Raw genomic sequence first — 15,787 nt, forward strand, 5'->3', positions numbered from 1 at the left:
TCTGTCGTGCTATTTAACTGCGAGTCATAAGAATGCTTAAGATCCTTCACGTATTAACGGGCGTAGCCGCCCTTTTGTTATCGTTCGTACCCAGCTTGACCGGCGCCATGCCTCTGCTGGTTCAGCCTGCAGCGTTGTGCCTGCTGCTTCTGGGCCTGCTGAACGTGCAGTTCGCCGCCTCAACTCAACTGAACACCAACGGTCATGCCCGTCCGCTTTTATTCGGCGCATCCGCACTGCTAATCGCTTCAGTCGCCATCCAGACTGCCATCGTATTGATTCCAGTCGCCAGCGTCGCAGGCCAGCCGGCAACCTTGGCCAGTCTCATGCTCGCTTTTATCGCCGTACTGCTGCAATTGGCAACAAGCCAAACCAAGGCCCCAAGCGCGAGCAGCTCCAACCGCGGCTCTGGCAAAATCCGCAAAGCCCAGCCCAGCCACGCCACTGCTCCGACAGCAGGACGCGAGACTGGCACCGTCAAGTGGTTCAATACTTCAAAGGGTTTCGGTTTCATTTCCCGTGACAGTGGCGACGACGTCTTTGTCCACTTCCGGGCAATTCGAGGCGAAGGCCACCGGGTACTGGTCGAAGGCCAACGCGTCGAATTCACAATCATGATGCGCGACAAAGGCCTTCAGGCTGAAGACGTAGTCGCCGATCAGCCGAGCCACTGACTGCTCAGGCAGGGCGCCAGCGCTCTCTACTGTTATAACGCCGCCGCCCTGTCAATAATGGGGCGGGGGCGCTTCGTCTCCCTCCCCCTCCACCCTGCTTTGCAGGTCTTCCTGCCGCCTTGCGAGCAAGCCCAATTGCGCCTGCAGCCGGTCGACCGTACGCTGCTGTGCGACCAGCACATCGCTTAGTGTCTGGATAGTGTCGTCCTGAAAAGCCAGGCGCGCTTCCAGGTCGGCAATGCGTTGTTCCAATTCCATTACCTGTCCTCCTCGAACTGAAAGCCATTAGCGAGGACGAGCTTCAGCTTTTGCCTGATGCCCGTCAGCTGCGCTTCACTATAAGGTTTGGTCGACTGGAAGCCCCACACCGGGGCCGGCCAAGCGGCGTCGTCCCGACGCCGGGCAATCACATGCACATGCAATTGGCTCACGACATTGCCCAGTGTTGCCACATTCATCTTGTCCGCGCCAAAGGTGTCTTTGAGCATTTCCGCCAGGGCCGTCGCCTCTCGCCACAACAGTTGCTGATCGGCGGGATCCAGCTGAAAGAGCTCACTGACCGCCTCTCGACGGGGCACCAGGATGAACCATGGATAACTGGCATCATTCATTAACAGCAACCGGCATAACGGAAAATCACCCAGCGTCACCGTGTCCTGCTGCAAACGTTCATCGAGAACGAACATAACCGTCTCCTTTGCCTAATTTGATGTCGGCGCCAGCTAAGCTTTGTCTGGTCGTTTGCGGCAGGATACTCCAGCACCCGAAAGCGATCAGCAAGGCAACGTGCTCCGGCGAGGTGCAATCAGGTCAGGAACCAGCCCTGCTTTAGCGCAAGCGGCAACATGCCTCGGCTCGAATCGGCGCGAAAAATCAGTGAATGAATTTTGTGCACGGTTATTGCTTTGAACAAAAAAGCTGCATGAACGGGGGAAGAAAATCGCGGATAGCTGAGTTAAGCTTGCTCGCGCCAGTTTACCCAGCTACACAGTAATTCTCGGAAATACATTCCAGGCTTGCTGCAGGTCACGACCAGCTAGGCAAACGAAGGACTCAATTGAGCTTGTATACCGAAAATAAAGATGCCTCTTTCCGGCGCACGCAGGAAAGCAAGCACCAATTTGAAACCAAAGGAGCAATCACAATGCAAGTGATGAAGTGGAGCGTTATTGCAATGGCCGTTGCGGCCGGCACGTCGCAGATGGCTTTTGCATCCAGCCAGTCCGAATCGGAAGGCTTTGTGGAAGGCAGCAGCCTGACCGTCCTAAACCGTAACCTGTATATGAACCGTGACGCTCGCGACGATGGGTTCAGCCGCGACGACGGCATAGACGGCAACCGTCAAAGCTATCGTGAGGAGTGGGGCCACGGCTTCATTGGCACCTTCGAATCTGGCTTTACCCAAGGCACAATCGGTGTGGGCGTTGACGCTATTGGCCTACTTGGCGTGAAACTGGACACTGGTCGTGGTCGCCGCGGCAATGGCCTGTTCCCTACAGGTTCAGACAGCCGCGCTCAGGATGACTATTCAGAAGCGGGCGCTGCAGTTAAATTTCGCGCTTCAGACACAGTGCTGAAATACGGCACTCAGTTTGTCGCACTGCCTGTGTTCTCTACTGACGATAGCCGCCTGCTGCCAGAGACAGCTCAAGGCGCAATCATTACTAGCAGCGAGATTAGCGGACTGGAGCTGAACGCTGGTCGGTTCACTCAACTCAACGCTCAAGATCAGACGTATCACGACAGCGTAGGCTTAGACGAAATCAATTTCGTCGGCGGCACGTACGCCCTCAGCGACAGCCTTAGCAGCTCGCTCTATTATTCAGATGTTGAAGACGCGTTTGAAAAGTATTACGGCAACGTGAACTACTCAATGGCATTGGGCGGTGATCAGTCACTGGCCTTTGACTTCAACATCTACCAGACCGAGTACGAGTCTGAATTCACCGGCAACGGTAGCGATGAAGACAACACGATCTGGAGCTTGGCCGCAACTTACGGCATGGCGGGGCACAAGTTCACCGCGGCCTACCAGAAGTCCCATGGTGGTTACTTCAGCGTCAATGACGATGGCGACCTTTACCAAACTGGCTACGCTTACGGCGTAGACGGTGGCGGCACCGTTTGGCTTGCCAACTCGGTACAGTACTCCGATTACAACAACAAGGACGAGCAGTCGTGGCAGGTTCGCTACGATCTGGACATGGCGACATACGGTGTTGATGGTTTGAGCTTCATGACCCGCTATGTTTCTGGCAGCAATATTGACATGCCTGTTGGCTCGGACGGCGAAGAAAGCGAATGGGACATCGAAGGTAAGTACGTATTCCAGAGCGGCCCTGCGAAAGATCTTTCGCTACGCGTGCGTCAGGCGTTCTATCAGTCTAACGACGCCCTCGGCAATACCGATCTGAGCGACACCCGCCTGATCGTCGAGTACCCGCTGAGCATCCTGTAATACAGGCCTATCAGCTGTAGCTTGAGCTGAAAAAGAAGCCCGGCCCCGCGCCGGGCTTCTTCGTTTATGCATGCGCATGCTATCGGAACGATTCTGTACGTCTCCGTATCGCCACCGTACAATGCCGAGCCAAATTCTCCGCTCTGCAAGGACACAACGGCCCACATGCGCACCAGTCAGTTCCTGCTCTCGACCCTAAAAGAAACGCCATCCGACGCTGTTGTCATCAGCCATCAGCTGATGCTGCGTGCCGGGATGATCCGCAAGCTGGCGTCCGGCCTCTATACTTGGATGCCGATGGGGCTGCGCGCGCTACGCAAGGCCGAGGCCATCGTTCGCGAAGAAATGAACAAGACCGGCGCGCTGGAAGTATTGATGCCTGGGATACAGCCTGCCGAACTCTGGCAGGAAACCGGCCGTTGGGAGCAGTACGGCCCTGAGCTGCTGCGTCTGAAAGACCGTCATGACCGCGAATTCTGTGTTGGCCCGACTCACGAAGAGATCATCACCGACCTGGCGCGCAATGAGCTGAACAGCTACAAGCAACTGCCGATCAACTTCTACCAAATACAGACCAAGTTTCGCGATGAAATCCGTCCTCGCTTCGGCCTGATGCGCGGACGCGAATTCATCATGAAGGACGCTTATTCATTCCATGCTGACCAACAGTCACTGCAAGAAACGTATGACCGGATGCATGAGGCGTACTGCAAGATTTTCACGCGTCTGGGATTGAACTTCCGTCCCGTTCAGGCAGATACCGGCTCTATTGGCGGCACGGGCTCGCATGAGTTTCATGTACTGGCCGAGTCAGGTGAAGACGATATCGCATTCAGCGACAGCTCCGATTACGCAGCCAACATCGAGAAGGCCGAGGCAATCCCCCGCGAGACTGAGCGCGGCTCTGCGACCGAAGAGCTCCGTCTGGTGGATACCCCCAACTGTAAGACGATTGCTGCACTGGTCGAGCAGTTTCAACTGCCTATTGAAAAAACGATCAAAACCCTGCTTGTGCGGAGCGTCGACAAGGACCAACTGGTTGCACTGATCGTTCGTGGTGACCATGAACTGAACGAGATCAAGGCTGCGAATCTGCCTCAGGTCGCACAACCGCTGGTATTCGCGACCGAAGCAGAAATCCGCGCCGTCATGGGTGCCGGTCCTGGCTCGCTGGGCCCGCTGAACTTGCCGATCAGCTGCGTCATTGATCGTTCTGTGGCACTGATGAGCGATTTCGTGGCGGGAGCCAATCAGGAGGACAAGCACTACTTCGGCGTCAATTGGGAGCGTGACCTCCCGCTACCTGAGGTGGCGGATCTACGCAACGTGGTTGCAGGCGACCCAAGCCCCGATGGCGTCGGCACGCTGATCATCAAGCGCGGCATCGAAGTCGGCCACATCTTCCAGCTGGGGACCAAGTACAGCGAAGCGATGAACTGCACCGTGATGGGCGAGAACGGCAAGCCCGTCACCCTGACCATGGGCTGTTACGGCATTGGCGTGTCTCGTGTCGTCGCGGCCGCAATCGAACAGAACTACGATGACCGCGGCATCCTCTGGCCGGAGGCGCTCGCCCCGTTCCAGATCGCGCTGGTCCCGATGAAGTATGAAAACCAGGCCGTCCGCGAAGCAACCGATAAGCTCTACGCAGAACTCACTGCAGCTGGCTACGATGTCCTCCTCGACGACCGTGACAAAAAGACAAGTCCAGGCGTCAAATTCGCCGATATGGAGTTGGTAGGGATACCGCATCGCATAGTGGTAGGCGACCGCGGTCTAGCCGATGGCACACTGGAATATAAGCATCGCCGTGATGCCGAAAGCCAGGCCGTCCCGGCTGCCGACATTCTCGAATTCATCAATTCCCGCGCCAGCCGCTGACGGAAATCATGCTCAACCGAAGTGTTTCAACCAGCGTCATGCTTTGCATGGCGCTTTTTATGAGCGGCTGCGCCAATCAGCTGCCTCAACGCAGCGAACAAGAAGCCCGCACCGAACGCAAACTGCTCGATCACAGCCTGCGTATAGAGGTGGGCGCGCCATTGCTCGAGCTTCCCCAGCGGCGCATCCGCATACTCGATCAGAAGACCTTCGAGGTGACTGACTTCGAGGTGACGCGGCGCTATGACCGCTATACGCCCTACCAACCCTGGCGCGAGCTCTACGAAATCCCGCTGGGCGCTGTAGCAGTGGTCGCAGGCGTCGGCGCCAATGTGCTCAATGTGGTGTTGCTTGGCAACCTACCGGAAAGCGCTACCCGCGACTGGATCAGCTATGGTTTTGCCGGTCTCAATCCTTTCATCAATGCCGAGTCCAACGGACGATCGCAGCAGAACCTTGCCAGCCTCGACGAGCAGCGACGCGACGCCCGGCTCGAGTATTCCAGCCTGCCGTGGGCTGAGCGTCCGGTGCAGGTCGTCGCAGCTAACGAGACGCACGAACTTAGCACCGACCGCAACGGTGTGCTGCGCTTGAATCTGCTTGATGGCCCCTTTGCCGACCAGGACATCAGCCAGGTAGGCAAACTCCAGTTGCAGGTCGAAGACTCGCAGGACGGCACCCGAGCTGACGCCACGCTTCTTGTCAGCCGCGCACTACGTGGCAAGCTGCTCGAAGCGCACGATCTGATCTTCGATGACCTCGAAGGTGACGATGTCAATCAGTGGGTGCATCGCGTCAAGCGGCTTTCAGAGCTTGGCCTGGAGGAGGAAGCCAGCGAGCTTGAACAGAGTTTGATTGAGCTGACCCGCAACGACCCAGACTTGCAGCAGGAGTTTCTCCAGACCCTGATGCAAGATGCAGGTCGTCAGGCTCACGATACCGGCGAAGGCGACTAGGCTGCGCCATGAAGCCGCTCCCGCTCCTGTGGCTGCTGATACTGCTCGCTGCCTGGCCAGTTTCTGCGACTGTTCGCCAGGCGCCGGAGCCAGAGCTTCGCGAACTGATGCAGCGCACCGTCGCTGAAGCCGAGAGCTTCCAGGATCGCTTTGATGCCGAAGTCTGGCTGCTCGATATGTCAACGCGCCTGAAGCGCTACGTTCGTGACCCGCAGGAGCGTCTGACTTTGCTCCGGTTGGTGCATCAGGAGGCCAGCAAGGCGGGGCTCAAACCAGATATCGTTCTGGCACTGATCCATGCTGAAAGCCACTTCGACCGTTTCGCCATTTCCAGCGTCGGCGCGCAGGGCATGATGCAGGTGATGCCCTTCTGGAAAGCCGAACTGGGACGACCGCAAGACAATCTGACCGACAACGCTACCAACCTCCGCTACGGCTGCACCATCCTCAGTTACTACCTGAAGAAGGAAAACGGTGATATCAACCGAGCGCTGGCGCGCTATAACGGAAGCCTTGGCAAACATCACTACCCAGCAAAGGTGATCGGCTTCTGGCAGGACTTCTGGTACGTAAAACCGTAAATCCCCGGGCGTACCGCGAATTGCCGCTACCCTTCACTGCGCAGCTTATCCAGCCGAGCCAGCAATCCTTCCGCCGTTTGCTCACCAACCAGACTCTCGCGCACCTCACCGGCAGAATCGACGATATAGGTCACCGGCAGCACTGCACTGCGCGGAAGACCCAACCGCTCCGCCGGATCGACGCTAAGCACCCTGAAATCAATGTTCAGCTGCTCGGCTGCTGCGGCCAGCTCGTCGCCTTGCAGCCCGTCAAAATTGACCCCCAGCACGGTGATGTCATTCCGCGACTGATCCAATGCGTTCAATTCCGGGATTTCGGTACGGCAGGGGCCGCACCATTCGGCCCAGTAATTGATCAGCAACCACTGCTCGTCGAGCTGCTGCGCAGTGACAGCTGCGCCGTGCTGGTCCGCCCCCCAATCCTCACTACAGCCCACCAGCATCAAACAGGCGAAGGCACCGAGCATTCCGCTGAGTCCTCTGTTCATCCTCGTACACCTTATGCTGCTGATTATCGGCCCGTCAGACCCGCTGCGACTGCAGCCAGTCTGCGACGCTACCACCAAAGAGGTTGGCCTGCTCGCGCTGCAGCAGCTCCATGGATTGGCGCAGCGTTGGATACCAGGGCTCATCCAGACGCTCCGGTAACGCCTGCTTACCGGAGAGCGGCCAAGGGTTGGAGCGCAACAGCTGATCAAAGCTGTAGCTATTGAGGTTGCGACAAAGCACCCAACCGGACGAGCCGGTTCGGCAGACGAGCTGCTCCTGTTCGAAGAATTCCAGGATCTCGTCCCACTCATCCTCGGGTAGCCTCCAGCCGCTCCGGTGCGCGTCGCGCAAGCGAACCTCACGCCCGGCCTTTTGGCTTTCGTAGAACACCCGCAACAAGCCGAGCATGACCAGCAGACGCGGTACCGAACGCCGCCGCCACTGCTGCGATGATGACAACCCACAGACCAGTTCGGCGCCGAACAATACGATCATCCAGGAAAGGTAAACCCACAGCAGAAACAGCGGCACCGCGGCAAAAGCCCCGTAGATCAACTGGTAGCTGGGGAAATAGCTGACATACAAGCCGAACAATTGCTTAGCCGTTTCGAACAGCACAGCGGTAAAGGTCCCACCTACCAATGCATGCCGCAGCGGCACGCGTGTATTCGGCACCGCCGCGTAGATCAGCGTGAACGCCGCAACACTGAGCAGCAGCGGCATTGCTTTCAAAACGGTGCGTGCACCGATCAAAGCATGCGGTCCCGATATCAGCGACAACGAGGTGATATAGGTGCTCATGGCGAACCCCGCCCCCAGCAACAGCGGCCCAAGGCTAAGGATTGCCCAGTACAGCAGGAAGCTTGAGATTCCACGGCGCGGTTGGCGCACGCGCCAGATCACGTTGAACGCCTTTTCGATGGTCAGCAGCATCATTAATGCGGTCGCCATCAGAAAACCCACGCCAAACCAGGTCAGCTGCCTCGCCTGGTCAGTGAACGCGACCAGATAGTCCTGAATGGTCGCACCAGTGGAGGGGATGAAATTGCTGAAGATGTACACCTGGATCTGCTCACCGATTCCCTGGAACGCTGGAATGGCGGACAGCATGGCGAAAGTCACGGTCATCATCGGCACCACTGCGAACAGAGTGGTATAGGTCAATGCGGCAGCGCTGTGTGGGCCGCGATCCGCGAGGAAGCGCTGCACCAGAAAACGACCGAACTCCAGAAAATCCTTGATCCGTTGATGCATTCAATCCCCTCGGTGCCAGTCGCGATCGTCGAAAACCGATTGCCCGCAGGCCGATAGCAAACAAAAGCCTACCTTGGCAGACAGCCCTCCGCGACCACCGTTTCAAGCCCCACGGCTTTGAGGGTTAGAATGGCCGCCTAAACTGGCGCGAAGCAACCTAAATGACCGACCTGATCCTTTACCACAACCCACGCTGTTCGAAATCACGAAACGCCCTGGAGCTGCTCGAACAACGCGGCCTCACCCCTTCCGTGATCCGGTATCTCGAAACACCGCCGTCGGCCGACGAGCTCAGGCAGATCCTTGCCCGACTGGGCATCAGCCCGCGCCAGCTGCTGCGCAGCGGCGAGGAAGAATACAAAACCCTGAACCTCACAGACCCAACGCTCACCGACGAGCAGATCATCGATGCCATGGTTGCGCATCCGAAACTGATCGAACGCCCGATCCTGGTAGTTGGCGATACTGCGGTGATTGGTCGGCCCCCGGAGAAGGTACTGGAGATACTGCCATGACTGCACCCTACGTCCTTGTGCTGTATTACAGCCGCCACGGCGCCACTGCGGAAATGGCCCGGCAAATTGCCCGTGGCGTCGAACAGGCAGGGCTTGAGGCAAGATTGCGCACCGTACCGGCCGTGTCAGCGGAATGCGAGGCTGTTGCGCCTGCTATCCCGCAGCAAGGCGCCATCTACGCAACGCTGGATGACCTGAAACATTGCTCCGGTCTGGCGTTGGGCAGCCCCACCCGCTTCGGCAACATGGCTGCCCCACTGAAATACTTTCTCGATGGCACCAGCGGGCTCTGGCTGACCGGTGAGCTGGTAGGCAAACCAGCCGGCGTGTTCACCTCGACTTCCAGCCTGCACGGCGGGCAGGAGTCCACTCTGCTGTCGATGCTATTGCCCCTGCTTCACCACGGCATGCTGGTGCTCGGTTTGCCCTACAGCGAAAACGCCCTGCTTGAGACTCGCGGCGGCGGCACGCCCTATGGCCCCAGCCACCATGCCGGAGCCGATGGAAAGCGGCTGCTGGACGAGCATGAAATCGATCTTTGCCGCGCACTGGGCCAACGCCTCGCGCAGACCGCCAAGCGTTTGGAGAATGACCGTGGCTAGAAAGCCCAAACCCCTGCCATCGCTCGAATGGCTGACCCCACGGGTAAAACTCAGTCGCGCCATCAGCCTGGCCAGTTTCATTGGACTGGCCGTGCTATTGGTGGTCTGGAATCTGGCGTTTGCCGACCTGCACGGCGCGCGGACCTGGGTGGTGGTCAGCATTCAGCTGATTCCACTCCTCCTGGTGGCGCCAGGGATGATCTCAGGGAGCCCGCGAGCCCATGCCTGGACCTGCTTTATCGTCAATCTGTACTTTATTCAGGGCGTACTTGCCGCTATCAACCCGGCGCGAATGGTCTACGGCTGGCTGGAAGCGATCATCAGCCTGACGCTTTTCATAAGCGCCCTGCTCTATACCCGCTGGGCTTATCAGTACGGCCGCAAAGCGGCAGGCGAGAACTGAGACGAGACGGGGGGAGGCGCAAGATTCTGAGGTAACGTTGAACGGCGTTGGTGGGCTGAAGCCCACCCTACGCCAGCAGTTTCACCTTGATTTAGCCTGAGCCAGCCGAGGTTACGCCTCGGCCTGCCGGCGTTGCCCTGCAAAGCCGGGCCGAGCTCAACAGACTGCAGCCGGCATTCCTACCAGCCGAGCGTTTCCTTGAGAAACGGAATGGTCAGCTTACGTTGCGCCTGAAGCGAGGCCTGATCGAGCCGATCGAGCAACTCGAATAATGCGCTCATGCTGCGGGCTCCACGCGTGAGAATGAAACGACCGACATCGTCCGGCAGATTCAGACCGCGGCGCGACGCTCGCAGCTGCAGCGCACGAAGCTTGTCCTCATCCGAAAGCTCCCGCAGCTGAAACACCAGCGATAGACTCAGCCGGGATTTGAGGTCTGGAAGCTGCACGGCGATTTCTCGAGGAGAGGCATCAGCGGCGAGCAACAGCCGTCGACCGCTGTCGCGAAGGCGATTGAACAGATGGAACAAGGCTTCTTCCCAGACTGGATCGCCCGCTATCGCATCCAGATCATCCAGACAGACCAACTCGCTCTGCTCCAGATTATCCAGAAGCGCCGGGCCGTACTCCGCCACCTCCGCCAATGGCAGATATACCGCCAGCTCACCGCGCTGCTCGACGCGCAAGCAGGCGGCCTGAAGCAGGTGACTGCGCCCCACTCCGGTACCGCCCCACAGATAGATCAACTCATCGGACCAGCCAGCTGCGGGTGAACAGACGCGCTCTACATAGCCAAGCGCGGCCGCATTGGCGCCCGGGTAGAAGTTGGCAAAGGTGGCGTCGTCACGAAGACGAATGCCCAAGGGGAGCTGAGTGGGTTTCATGGTTGGCGGGGTGGTTCGACCGGCGGTTCTGCGTAGAGGTCCGAGAGTTTATAGAGATCATGCACGTGGCGCAGCAGAACCATGATTACCGCTGCAACTGGCAATGCCAGAAGCACGCCGGTAAATCCGAACAATTGCCCCCCCGCCAGCACCGCGAAGATCACCGCAACCGGGTGCAGGCCGATACGGTCTCCCACTAGCAGCGGGGTCAACAGCATGCCTTCCAGCATCTGTCCGACTGTGAACACCGCAGCGACGCCCAGCAGCGGGTAGAGCTCCAAACCAGACTGAAACAGCACGGCAATCACTGCGGCGGCTATGCCCACCACGAAGCCCATGTACGGCACGATGCTCGCGAGGCCAGCCAGCACGCCAATCAACAGCCCCAATTCGACACCGATCAACATGAGCCCAGCCGAATAGACCACAGCCAGCGCCAACATGACCAGCAGCTGGCCGCGGAGAAAGGCGCCGATCACTTCATGACATTCGCGCATCAGCGCCATGACAGCATCCTCGCGCCGCCGTGGCAGCAGCGTGCGCAGTTTGGCCATGATCAGATCCCAATCCCGCAGCAGGTAGAAACACACCACCGGCACCAGCAGGAGGTTCGCCAACCATGCCAGCAAAGCGATGCTCGACGCCGTAGCCTGACTGAGGATGACCGCCACCACATCCTTGGTGCTGCCGAGATTGGCTGAAAATGCACTCTTGAGCTGATCGACGCGCCAGAAATCCTCATCGAGGCCAAACTGCGCCTGCACCCAGGGCAACGCCGTCAGCTGCAGCCAGTCCAGCCCCTGCGGTGCTAGTTGATAGAGGTGCATCAGCTGTTTGCCAAGCATCGGCACCAACACCAGCAGCAGCAACAGACACAACAGCGTGAACAACGAGAAAACCAGAATCACACCCCAGGTTCGGGACAGTTTCCAGCGCTCCAGCCGATCAACCAGCGGGTCGCCCAGATAGGCCAGCAGGATGCCGACCAGAAAAGGTGAAAGGATTGGTGACAGCTGATAAATCAGCCAGCCAATCAGTAACAGGGCCGCCAGCCATAGCCAGCGGTTGTTGTGGGTGATGGTCATGTTCTCAACGTCTTGTCTGGGGTGATCCAAGGCCGCATGGCTTCGGCAGGCGCAAGGGAAACGATGAATCGATAAATGTTATGGCAGGCGCGATTTGTGAGCGGCATCGCCTCTACCAGCGGTAGCGCAGCAAGGTGCCTTGATCTACCGGCCGGGATTGCTCGGCTGCCGGCGTGCCCGGCTCCTCAAGCGTCTGGGTATCGTCTGACTGTGCTTCAGCACTGCCAGCCGACACTTCGCCTTCGCCGGTGGGCTCGACCTCGCCATTAGCGTCTGCGGTCTCCATCGATTGCGGGTCAATTTCATCGGCAGCGACTTCCTGCAGCCGCGCCAAAGCCAGTTGAGCCCGAAGCTGCTCTGGACTGGCGTTGAGGCGATACACCAGCCGATCACTGGCGACCTGCTGCAGCTGTGCGCCGAAGGGTTCGAGCAGGCGATCCAGTTCGGCAAAACGCTCCACGTCGGCCCCAAGCACCTCAAGCGTGATCTCCGATCTGTCACCGGGCTTGACGCGGTATTGCGGCGCCAGGAATGTACTCACGGCGAGCATCACCTCATCGGCCAGCGCAACGCGGGTGTCGCCACTCGCCTTGCCTTGCGTCTGCTTGTCACCCATCCAGAGGCGCCAGTCGGCTTCCCAGCTTTCGCCGGACTGTTTCGCCATGACAGCGAGCAGCCCGTCTGCATCGTACCGCTCCGAAACATCGCGAAGCGCCTGGGGGTCCTTTGCAGTGATTGCGTCGGAGGTAGCGACGAGCTGCTCGCTCAGATCGGCCAGCGGCAAGCGCAACGGCAGGCCGCGGTGCTGGGCGGCAGCACGCAAGTCGGAAGAACCTTCCTGCGCATCACCAACGAGCTGCGAACCGTCAGCAGTCTCTCCCAGCCACCAGGTCAGGATGCTCGGACGCTCAGCACCCCACAGCGGAAGCCCCGCTGAACGCAGCGCACGCTCGGTAGTCACCGGGTCAAAGCTGACGACGACGGTGTCCCCTTCATAGGCATACCGGCTCACCAATTGCTGCGGATCGCTGCGCAATGGCGCAACGGCCTGCTGATCAGTGCTGGAATCGCCTGTCAGACGCAGCACCAGCGTGTCGAAAGCCTTGCGCAGCGCCTCTTCGCGCTCCGCTGGCTGTTGACTGGCAACCGGCTCACGCACTTTGTAGAGGTCGGCAAGGGGAGCCGCCATGCTATGGGCAGACACAACTGCGCAGCAGAGCGCCAGAAGACGGGGAAATACGCGCATATATAGAAACTCGCTGGCTAGCCAGTCATGGGATCCTGCCGGTCGCGTGGCGGCGATCGGGTTCGGCTACGGTGATCAAGCGTTATACCTTAAACAGGCCCCTAACTCGCGGCAACCGCAGCAGTCACAGGCTGCGCATCTAGCCGCGCAATCTCATGTCTGTTCCTGGCACACCTGTTCGACATCACCGTTCGCGGGATGGTCGCTGTGCGGCAAGCCTGATAAAATCGCGCGCTTTCCGCAGACCGGTCCGGCGCCCTCGCCGCGTCGCGACAGAAGCCTGATTCTGACCCGGTCGCCCCGCACTCCCCTTCACAGGTCCGGATTCTTATGAGCAAGCAACCCTCCATCAGCTACAAGGACGCCGGTGTCGACATCGATGCAGGCGAAGCGTTGGTCGAACGCATCAAAGGCGTGGCCAAGCGCACCGCTCGTCCTGAGGTCATGGGTGGCCTGGGCGGCTTTGGCGCGCTCTGTGAAATTCCGGCTGGCTACAAGCAGCCCGTTCTGGTTTCCGGCACCGATGGCGTCGGCACCAAGCTGCGCCTGGCGCTGAATCTCAACCAGCACGACAGCATCGGCCAGGATCTGGTTGCGATGTGCGTGAACGACCTGGTTGTCTGCGGCGCCGAACCACTGTTCTTTCTTGACTATTACGCCACTGGCAAGCTCAACGTCGACATCGCCGCCACGGTAGTGACCGGTATCGGCGCCGGCTGTGAACTGGCAGGTTGCTCGCTGGTGGGCGGCGAAACCGCCGAGATGCCCGGCATGTACGAAGGCGAAGATTACGACCTGGCCGGCTTCTGCGTAGGCGTGGTGGAGAAAAGTGAAATCATCGACGGCTCAAAAGTAGCCGCTGGCGATGCACTGATCGCCCTTCCCTCTTCCGGCCCGCATTCCAACGGCTATTCGCTGATCCGCAAGATCATCGAAGTGGCGGGCGCCGATATCGAAAACACCCAACTCGACGGCAAGCCGCTCACTGAGCTCTTGATGGCGCCGACACGTATTTATGTGAAGCCATTGCTCAAGTTGATCAAAGAGACCGGCGCGGTGAAGGCGATGGCGCACATCACTGGCGGCGGCCTGCTGGACAACATCCCGCGCGTGCTGCCCGAAGGCAGTCAGGCAGTCATCGATGTCGCCAGCTGGCAGCGCCCTGCTGTGTTTGATTGGCTGCAGCAGCAAGGCAATGTCGATGAGCACGAAATGCACCGCGTGTTGAACTGTGGTGTCGGCATGGTCATCTGTGTCGCCCAGGATCAGGTCGAAACCGTACTGGCCAATCTGCGCTCATCCGGCGAAAGCCCTTGGGTTATCGGCGAAATCGGCTCCGCTGGCGAAGATGCCGAGCGCGTACTACTGAACAACCTGAAAAGCCATTGATGCACGCACCCTGTGATGTCGTCGTGCTGATCTCAGGGTCTGGAAGCAATCTCCAGGCCCTGATCGACAGCCTCGGTGAAGACAGCCCCGTGCGAATCCGCGCTGTAGTTTCAAACCGTGCAGAGGCCTATGGCCTGCAGCGTGCGCAGGCGGTGGACATCGATACGCATGTCCTGCAGCACAAGGGATTTGCTGATCGTGAAGCCTTCGATGCGGCGCTGATTGAAATCATCGACGCCTATCAGCCGCAACTGGTGGTGCTAGCCGGCTTCATGCGCATCCTCTCCGCAGGCTTCGTTCGCCATTACCAGGGTCGCCTGCTCAACATCCATCCGTCCCTGCTACCGAAATACAAGGGACTGGATACCCATCGCCGCGCACTTGATGCAGGCGACCAGGAGCACGGTTGCAGCGTGCACTTCGTGACCGAGGAGCTCGACGGCGGCCCTGTGGCCATACAAGCTCGCCTGAAGATCGAACCCAACGAAAGCATCGACCAACTGACCGATCGAGTGCATGCGGCCGAGCATATCATCTATCCGCTGGCTGTCCGCTGGTTCGCCGACGGCCGCTTGCGCCTTGCCGATCAAGGCGCGATGCTGGATAACGTGCTGTTGCCGGCCGCTGGCCATTTATTAGAAATCTAGGAGACATTATGCGTCGCGCCTTGCTGCTCGCTCTCGCCGTGCTGGCCCTGCCGGTTCAGGCCCTTGAGCTGAAGCCTTTCTCCGCCAGCTACACCGCGGATTGGAAACAGGTCCCTGTCAGCGGCACAGCCCAGCGCAGCCTGGAAAAGCGCGATGACAATACCTGGGAGCTGGACTTCGAAGCCTCGATGCTGGTTGCCAGTTTCAATGAGCGCAGCGTTTTCCAGGTCGAAGGCGAGACCTTCCTGCCGCAGAAATACCGACTCAAGCGCAGCGGGCTGGGCAAAGGCAAGTCCATCAAGCACGATTTTGACTGGCAAGCCAAACAGGTGGTCGGAGAAGACCGCGGTGATCCGGTTAAGCTTCCACTGAATCGCGGCCTGCTGGACAAATCAACCTATCAGATCGCCCTTCAGCACGCGGTTGCAGCGGGCGAAAAGAGCATGAGCTACCAAGTAGTAGATGGTGACGAGATCGAGACCTACGATTTCCGCGTCCTGGGCGAGGAAAAGGTCAGCACGAAGGCCGGTCAGGTCGACGCCATCAAGGTCGAACGCGTGCGCGATCCGACGCAGAGCAAGCGACAAACTATCCTCTGGTTCGCCAAGAATTGGGACTTCATGCTGGTCCGCCTGCATCAGGTGGAAAAAGACGGCAAGGAGTATCAGATCATGCTCGAAGAAGGCACCGTCGACGGCCGAGCCGTCAAAGGTAGCTAATCCA

The 15,787-nt window shown here is 59.0% G+C and carries 18 protein-coding genes; 11 read left to right on the top strand and 7 right to left on the bottom strand.

Annotation, left to right across the window (positions count from 1 at the left end; translation table 11 throughout):
- Positions 1-32 precede the first annotated feature (32 nt).
- Positions 33-674, top strand: coding sequence for a cold-shock protein (locus tag CXK96_RS21085; protein ID WP_102834768.1), 642 nt, complete (start codon positions 33-35; stop codon positions 672-674).
- A gap of 51 nt (positions 675-725) precedes the next feature.
- On the opposite strand, the gene CXK96_RS01705 is transcribed toward CXK96_RS21085, so the two are convergent.
- Together CXK96_RS01705 and CXK96_RS01710 are read right to left on the bottom strand one after the other, a co-directional pair.
- The gene (locus tag CXK96_RS01705) at positions 726-932 is read right to left on the bottom strand and encodes a SlyX family protein (protein ID WP_102834769.1); all 207 of its coding nucleotides are present in this window, start codon (positions 930-932) and stop codon (positions 726-728) included.
- Positions 932-1,360: an HIT family protein gene (locus CXK96_RS01710; RefSeq protein ID WP_102834770.1), complete on the bottom strand. Its 429-nt coding sequence runs from the start codon at positions 1,358-1,360 to the stop codon at positions 932-934. Before CXK96_RS01710 ends, CXK96_RS01705 begins: the two co-directional genes overlap by 1 nt.
- Before the next feature lie 458 nt (positions 1,361-1,818).
- Here CXK96_RS01710 and CXK96_RS01715 point away from each other — a divergent pair, with 458 nt between their 5' ends.
- The 4 genes from CXK96_RS01715 (at position 1,819) to CXK96_RS01730 (ending at position 6,550) form a co-directional block, all read left to right on the top strand.
- Positions 1,819-3,132: an OprD family porin gene (locus CXK96_RS01715; RefSeq protein WP_102834771.1), complete on the top strand. Its 1,314-nt coding sequence runs from the start codon at positions 1,819-1,821 to the stop codon at positions 3,130-3,132.
- A gap of 165 nt (positions 3,133-3,297) precedes the next feature.
- Entirely contained in the window at positions 3,298-5,013 is a 1,716-nt protein-coding gene (locus CXK96_RS01720; RefSeq protein WP_102834772.1) for a proline--tRNA ligase, read from the top strand.
- Between the two features lie 8 nt (positions 5,014-5,021).
- The gene (locus tag CXK96_RS01725) at positions 5,022-5,969 is read left to right on the top strand and encodes a hypothetical protein (protein ID WP_102834773.1); all 948 of its coding nucleotides are present in this window, start codon (positions 5,022-5,024) and stop codon (positions 5,967-5,969) included.
- A gap of 8 nt (positions 5,970-5,977) precedes the next feature.
- Positions 5,978-6,550, top strand: a complete 573-nt coding sequence (locus CXK96_RS01730; protein WP_102834774.1) for a lytic transglycosylase domain-containing protein — start codon at positions 5,978-5,980, stop codon at positions 6,548-6,550.
- Positions 6,551-6,576: 26 nt separating this feature from the next.
- Here CXK96_RS01730 and CXK96_RS01735 read toward each other — a convergent pair whose 3' ends face one another.
- Together CXK96_RS01735 and CXK96_RS01740 are read right to left on the bottom strand one after the other, a co-directional pair.
- Positions 6,577-7,038, bottom strand: a complete 462-nt coding sequence (locus CXK96_RS01735) for a TlpA family protein disulfide reductase (protein WP_102834775.1) — start codon at positions 7,036-7,038, stop codon at positions 6,577-6,579.
- A gap of 34 nt (positions 7,039-7,072) precedes the next feature.
- Positions 7,073-8,293 carry a virulence factor BrkB family protein gene (locus CXK96_RS01740; protein ID WP_102834776.1) on the bottom strand — a complete coding sequence of 407 codons (1,221 nt, stop codon included), beginning with the start codon at positions 8,291-8,293 and terminating at the stop codon, positions 7,073-7,075.
- Between the two features lie 161 nt (positions 8,294-8,454).
- Between CXK96_RS01740 and arsC the strand changes: the two genes are divergently transcribed.
- Genes arsC through CXK96_RS01755 form a run of 3 tightly spaced genes read left to right on the top strand, consistent with a single transcriptional unit; the run spans position 8,455 to position 9,813 of the window.
- Positions 8,455-8,808: an arsenate reductase (glutaredoxin) gene (arsC, locus tag CXK96_RS01745; RefSeq protein WP_102834777.1), complete on the top strand. Its 354-nt coding sequence runs from the start codon at positions 8,455-8,457 to the stop codon at positions 8,806-8,808.
- A complete protein-coding gene (gene wrbA, locus CXK96_RS01750) occupies positions 8,805-9,410 on the top strand; it encodes an NAD(P)H:quinone oxidoreductase (protein ID WP_102834778.1) in 606 nt (201 codons plus the stop codon). Before arsC ends, wrbA begins: the two co-directional genes overlap by 4 nt.
- On the top strand, positions 9,403-9,813 hold the full coding sequence (locus tag CXK96_RS01755) for a DUF2069 domain-containing protein (RefSeq protein WP_102835029.1): 411 nt from the start codon (positions 9,403-9,405) through the stop codon (positions 9,811-9,813). The genes wrbA and CXK96_RS01755 overlap by 8 nt, the downstream gene beginning before the upstream one ends.
- 179 nt (positions 9,814-9,992) lie before the next feature.
- On the opposite strand, the gene hda is transcribed toward CXK96_RS01755, so the two are convergent.
- From hda to CXK96_RS01770, 3 genes are all read right to left on the bottom strand, one after another.
- On the bottom strand, positions 9,993-10,697 hold the full coding sequence (hda, locus tag CXK96_RS01760) for a DnaA regulatory inactivator Hda (RefSeq protein ID WP_102834779.1): 705 nt from the start codon (positions 10,695-10,697) through the stop codon (positions 9,993-9,995).
- Positions 10,694-11,782: an AI-2E family transporter gene (locus CXK96_RS01765; RefSeq protein WP_102834780.1), complete on the bottom strand. Its 1,089-nt coding sequence runs from the start codon at positions 11,780-11,782 to the stop codon at positions 10,694-10,696. The genes hda and CXK96_RS01765 overlap by 4 nt, the downstream gene beginning before the upstream one ends.
- 112 nt (positions 11,783-11,894) lie before the next feature.
- On the bottom strand, positions 11,895-13,028 hold the full coding sequence (locus CXK96_RS01770; RefSeq protein WP_102834781.1) for a DUF2066 domain-containing protein: 1,134 nt from the start codon (positions 13,026-13,028) through the stop codon (positions 11,895-11,897).
- A gap of 330 nt (positions 13,029-13,358) precedes the next feature.
- On the opposite strand from CXK96_RS01770, the gene purM reads away from it, so the two are divergent.
- From purM to CXK96_RS01785, 3 genes are read left to right on the top strand one after another with little or no spacing between them, the layout of a single operon-like run.
- Positions 13,359-14,417: a phosphoribosylformylglycinamidine cyclo-ligase gene (gene purM, locus CXK96_RS01775; protein WP_102834782.1), complete on the top strand. Its 1,059-nt coding sequence runs from the start codon at positions 13,359-13,361 to the stop codon at positions 14,415-14,417.
- Complete coding sequence (gene purN, locus CXK96_RS01780; protein WP_102834783.1) at positions 14,417-15,064, top strand: phosphoribosylglycinamide formyltransferase; 648 nt, start codon at positions 14,417-14,419, stop codon at positions 15,062-15,064. The genes purM and purN overlap by 1 nt, the downstream gene beginning before the upstream one ends.
- 8 nt (positions 15,065-15,072) lie before the next feature.
- Positions 15,073-15,783 (top strand): DUF3108 domain-containing protein, encoded by a 711-nt coding sequence (locus CXK96_RS01785; protein ID WP_102834784.1) that lies wholly within the window; start codon positions 15,073-15,075, stop codon positions 15,781-15,783.
- Positions 15,784-15,787 lie beyond the last annotated feature (4 nt).

It is taken from the genome of Stutzerimonas stutzeri (assembly GCF_002890895.1).
GTDB classification, from domain to species: Bacteria; Pseudomonadota; Gammaproteobacteria; order Pseudomonadales; family Pseudomonadaceae; genus Stutzerimonas; species Stutzerimonas stutzeri_AB.

Excerpts from the sequence above, each read along its gene's own strand:
- hda (WP_102834779.1), bottom strand. The coding sequence starts at position 10,697 with ATGAAACCCACTCAGCTCCCCTTGGGCATTCGTCTTCGTGACGACGCC.
- CXK96_RS01740 (WP_102834776.1), bottom strand. The coding sequence starts at position 8,293 with ATGCATCAACGGATCAAGGATTTTCTGGAGTTCGGTCGTTTTCTGGTG.
- CXK96_RS01765 (WP_102834780.1), bottom strand. The coding sequence starts at position 11,782 with ATGACCATCACCCACAACAACCGCTGGCTATGGCTGGCGGCCCTGTTA.
- CXK96_RS01705 (WP_102834769.1), bottom strand. The coding sequence starts at position 932 with ATGGAATTGGAACAACGCATTGCCGACCTGGAAGCGCGCCTGGCTTTT.
- CXK96_RS01770 (WP_102834781.1), bottom strand. The coding sequence starts at position 13,028 with ATGCGCGTATTTCCCCGTCTTCTGGCGCTCTGCTGCGCAGTTGTGTCT.
- CXK96_RS01720 (WP_102834772.1), top strand. The coding sequence starts at position 3,298 with ATGCGCACCAGTCAGTTCCTGCTCTCGACCCTAAAAGAAACGCCATCC.
- CXK96_RS01725 (WP_102834773.1), top strand. The coding sequence starts at position 5,022 with ATGCTCAACCGAAGTGTTTCAACCAGCGTCATGCTTTGCATGGCGCTT.
- CXK96_RS01715 (WP_102834771.1), top strand. The coding sequence starts at position 1,819 with ATGCAAGTGATGAAGTGGAGCGTTATTGCAATGGCCGTTGCGGCCGGC.
- CXK96_RS01730 (WP_102834774.1), top strand. The coding sequence starts at position 5,978 with ATGAAGCCGCTCCCGCTCCTGTGGCTGCTGATACTGCTCGCTGCCTGG.
- CXK96_RS01710 (WP_102834770.1), bottom strand. The coding sequence starts at position 1,360 with ATGTTCGTTCTCGATGAACGTTTGCAGCAGGACACGGTGACGCTGGGT.
- purN (WP_102834783.1), top strand. The coding sequence starts at position 14,417 with ATGCACGCACCCTGTGATGTCGTCGTGCTGATCTCAGGGTCTGGAAGC.
- CXK96_RS21085 (WP_102834768.1), top strand. The coding sequence starts at position 33 with ATGCTTAAGATCCTTCACGTATTAACGGGCGTAGCCGCCCTTTTGTTA.
- purM (WP_102834782.1), top strand. The coding sequence starts at position 13,359 with ATGAGCAAGCAACCCTCCATCAGCTACAAGGACGCCGGTGTCGACATC.
- CXK96_RS01735 (WP_102834775.1), bottom strand. The coding sequence starts at position 7,038 with ATGAACAGAGGACTCAGCGGAATGCTCGGTGCCTTCGCCTGTTTGATG.
- arsC (WP_102834777.1), top strand. The coding sequence starts at position 8,455 with ATGACCGACCTGATCCTTTACCACAACCCACGCTGTTCGAAATCACGA.
- CXK96_RS01785 (WP_102834784.1), top strand. The coding sequence starts at position 15,073 with ATGCGTCGCGCCTTGCTGCTCGCTCTCGCCGTGCTGGCCCTGCCGGTT.
- wrbA (WP_102834778.1), top strand. The coding sequence starts at position 8,805 with ATGACTGCACCCTACGTCCTTGTGCTGTATTACAGCCGCCACGGCGCC.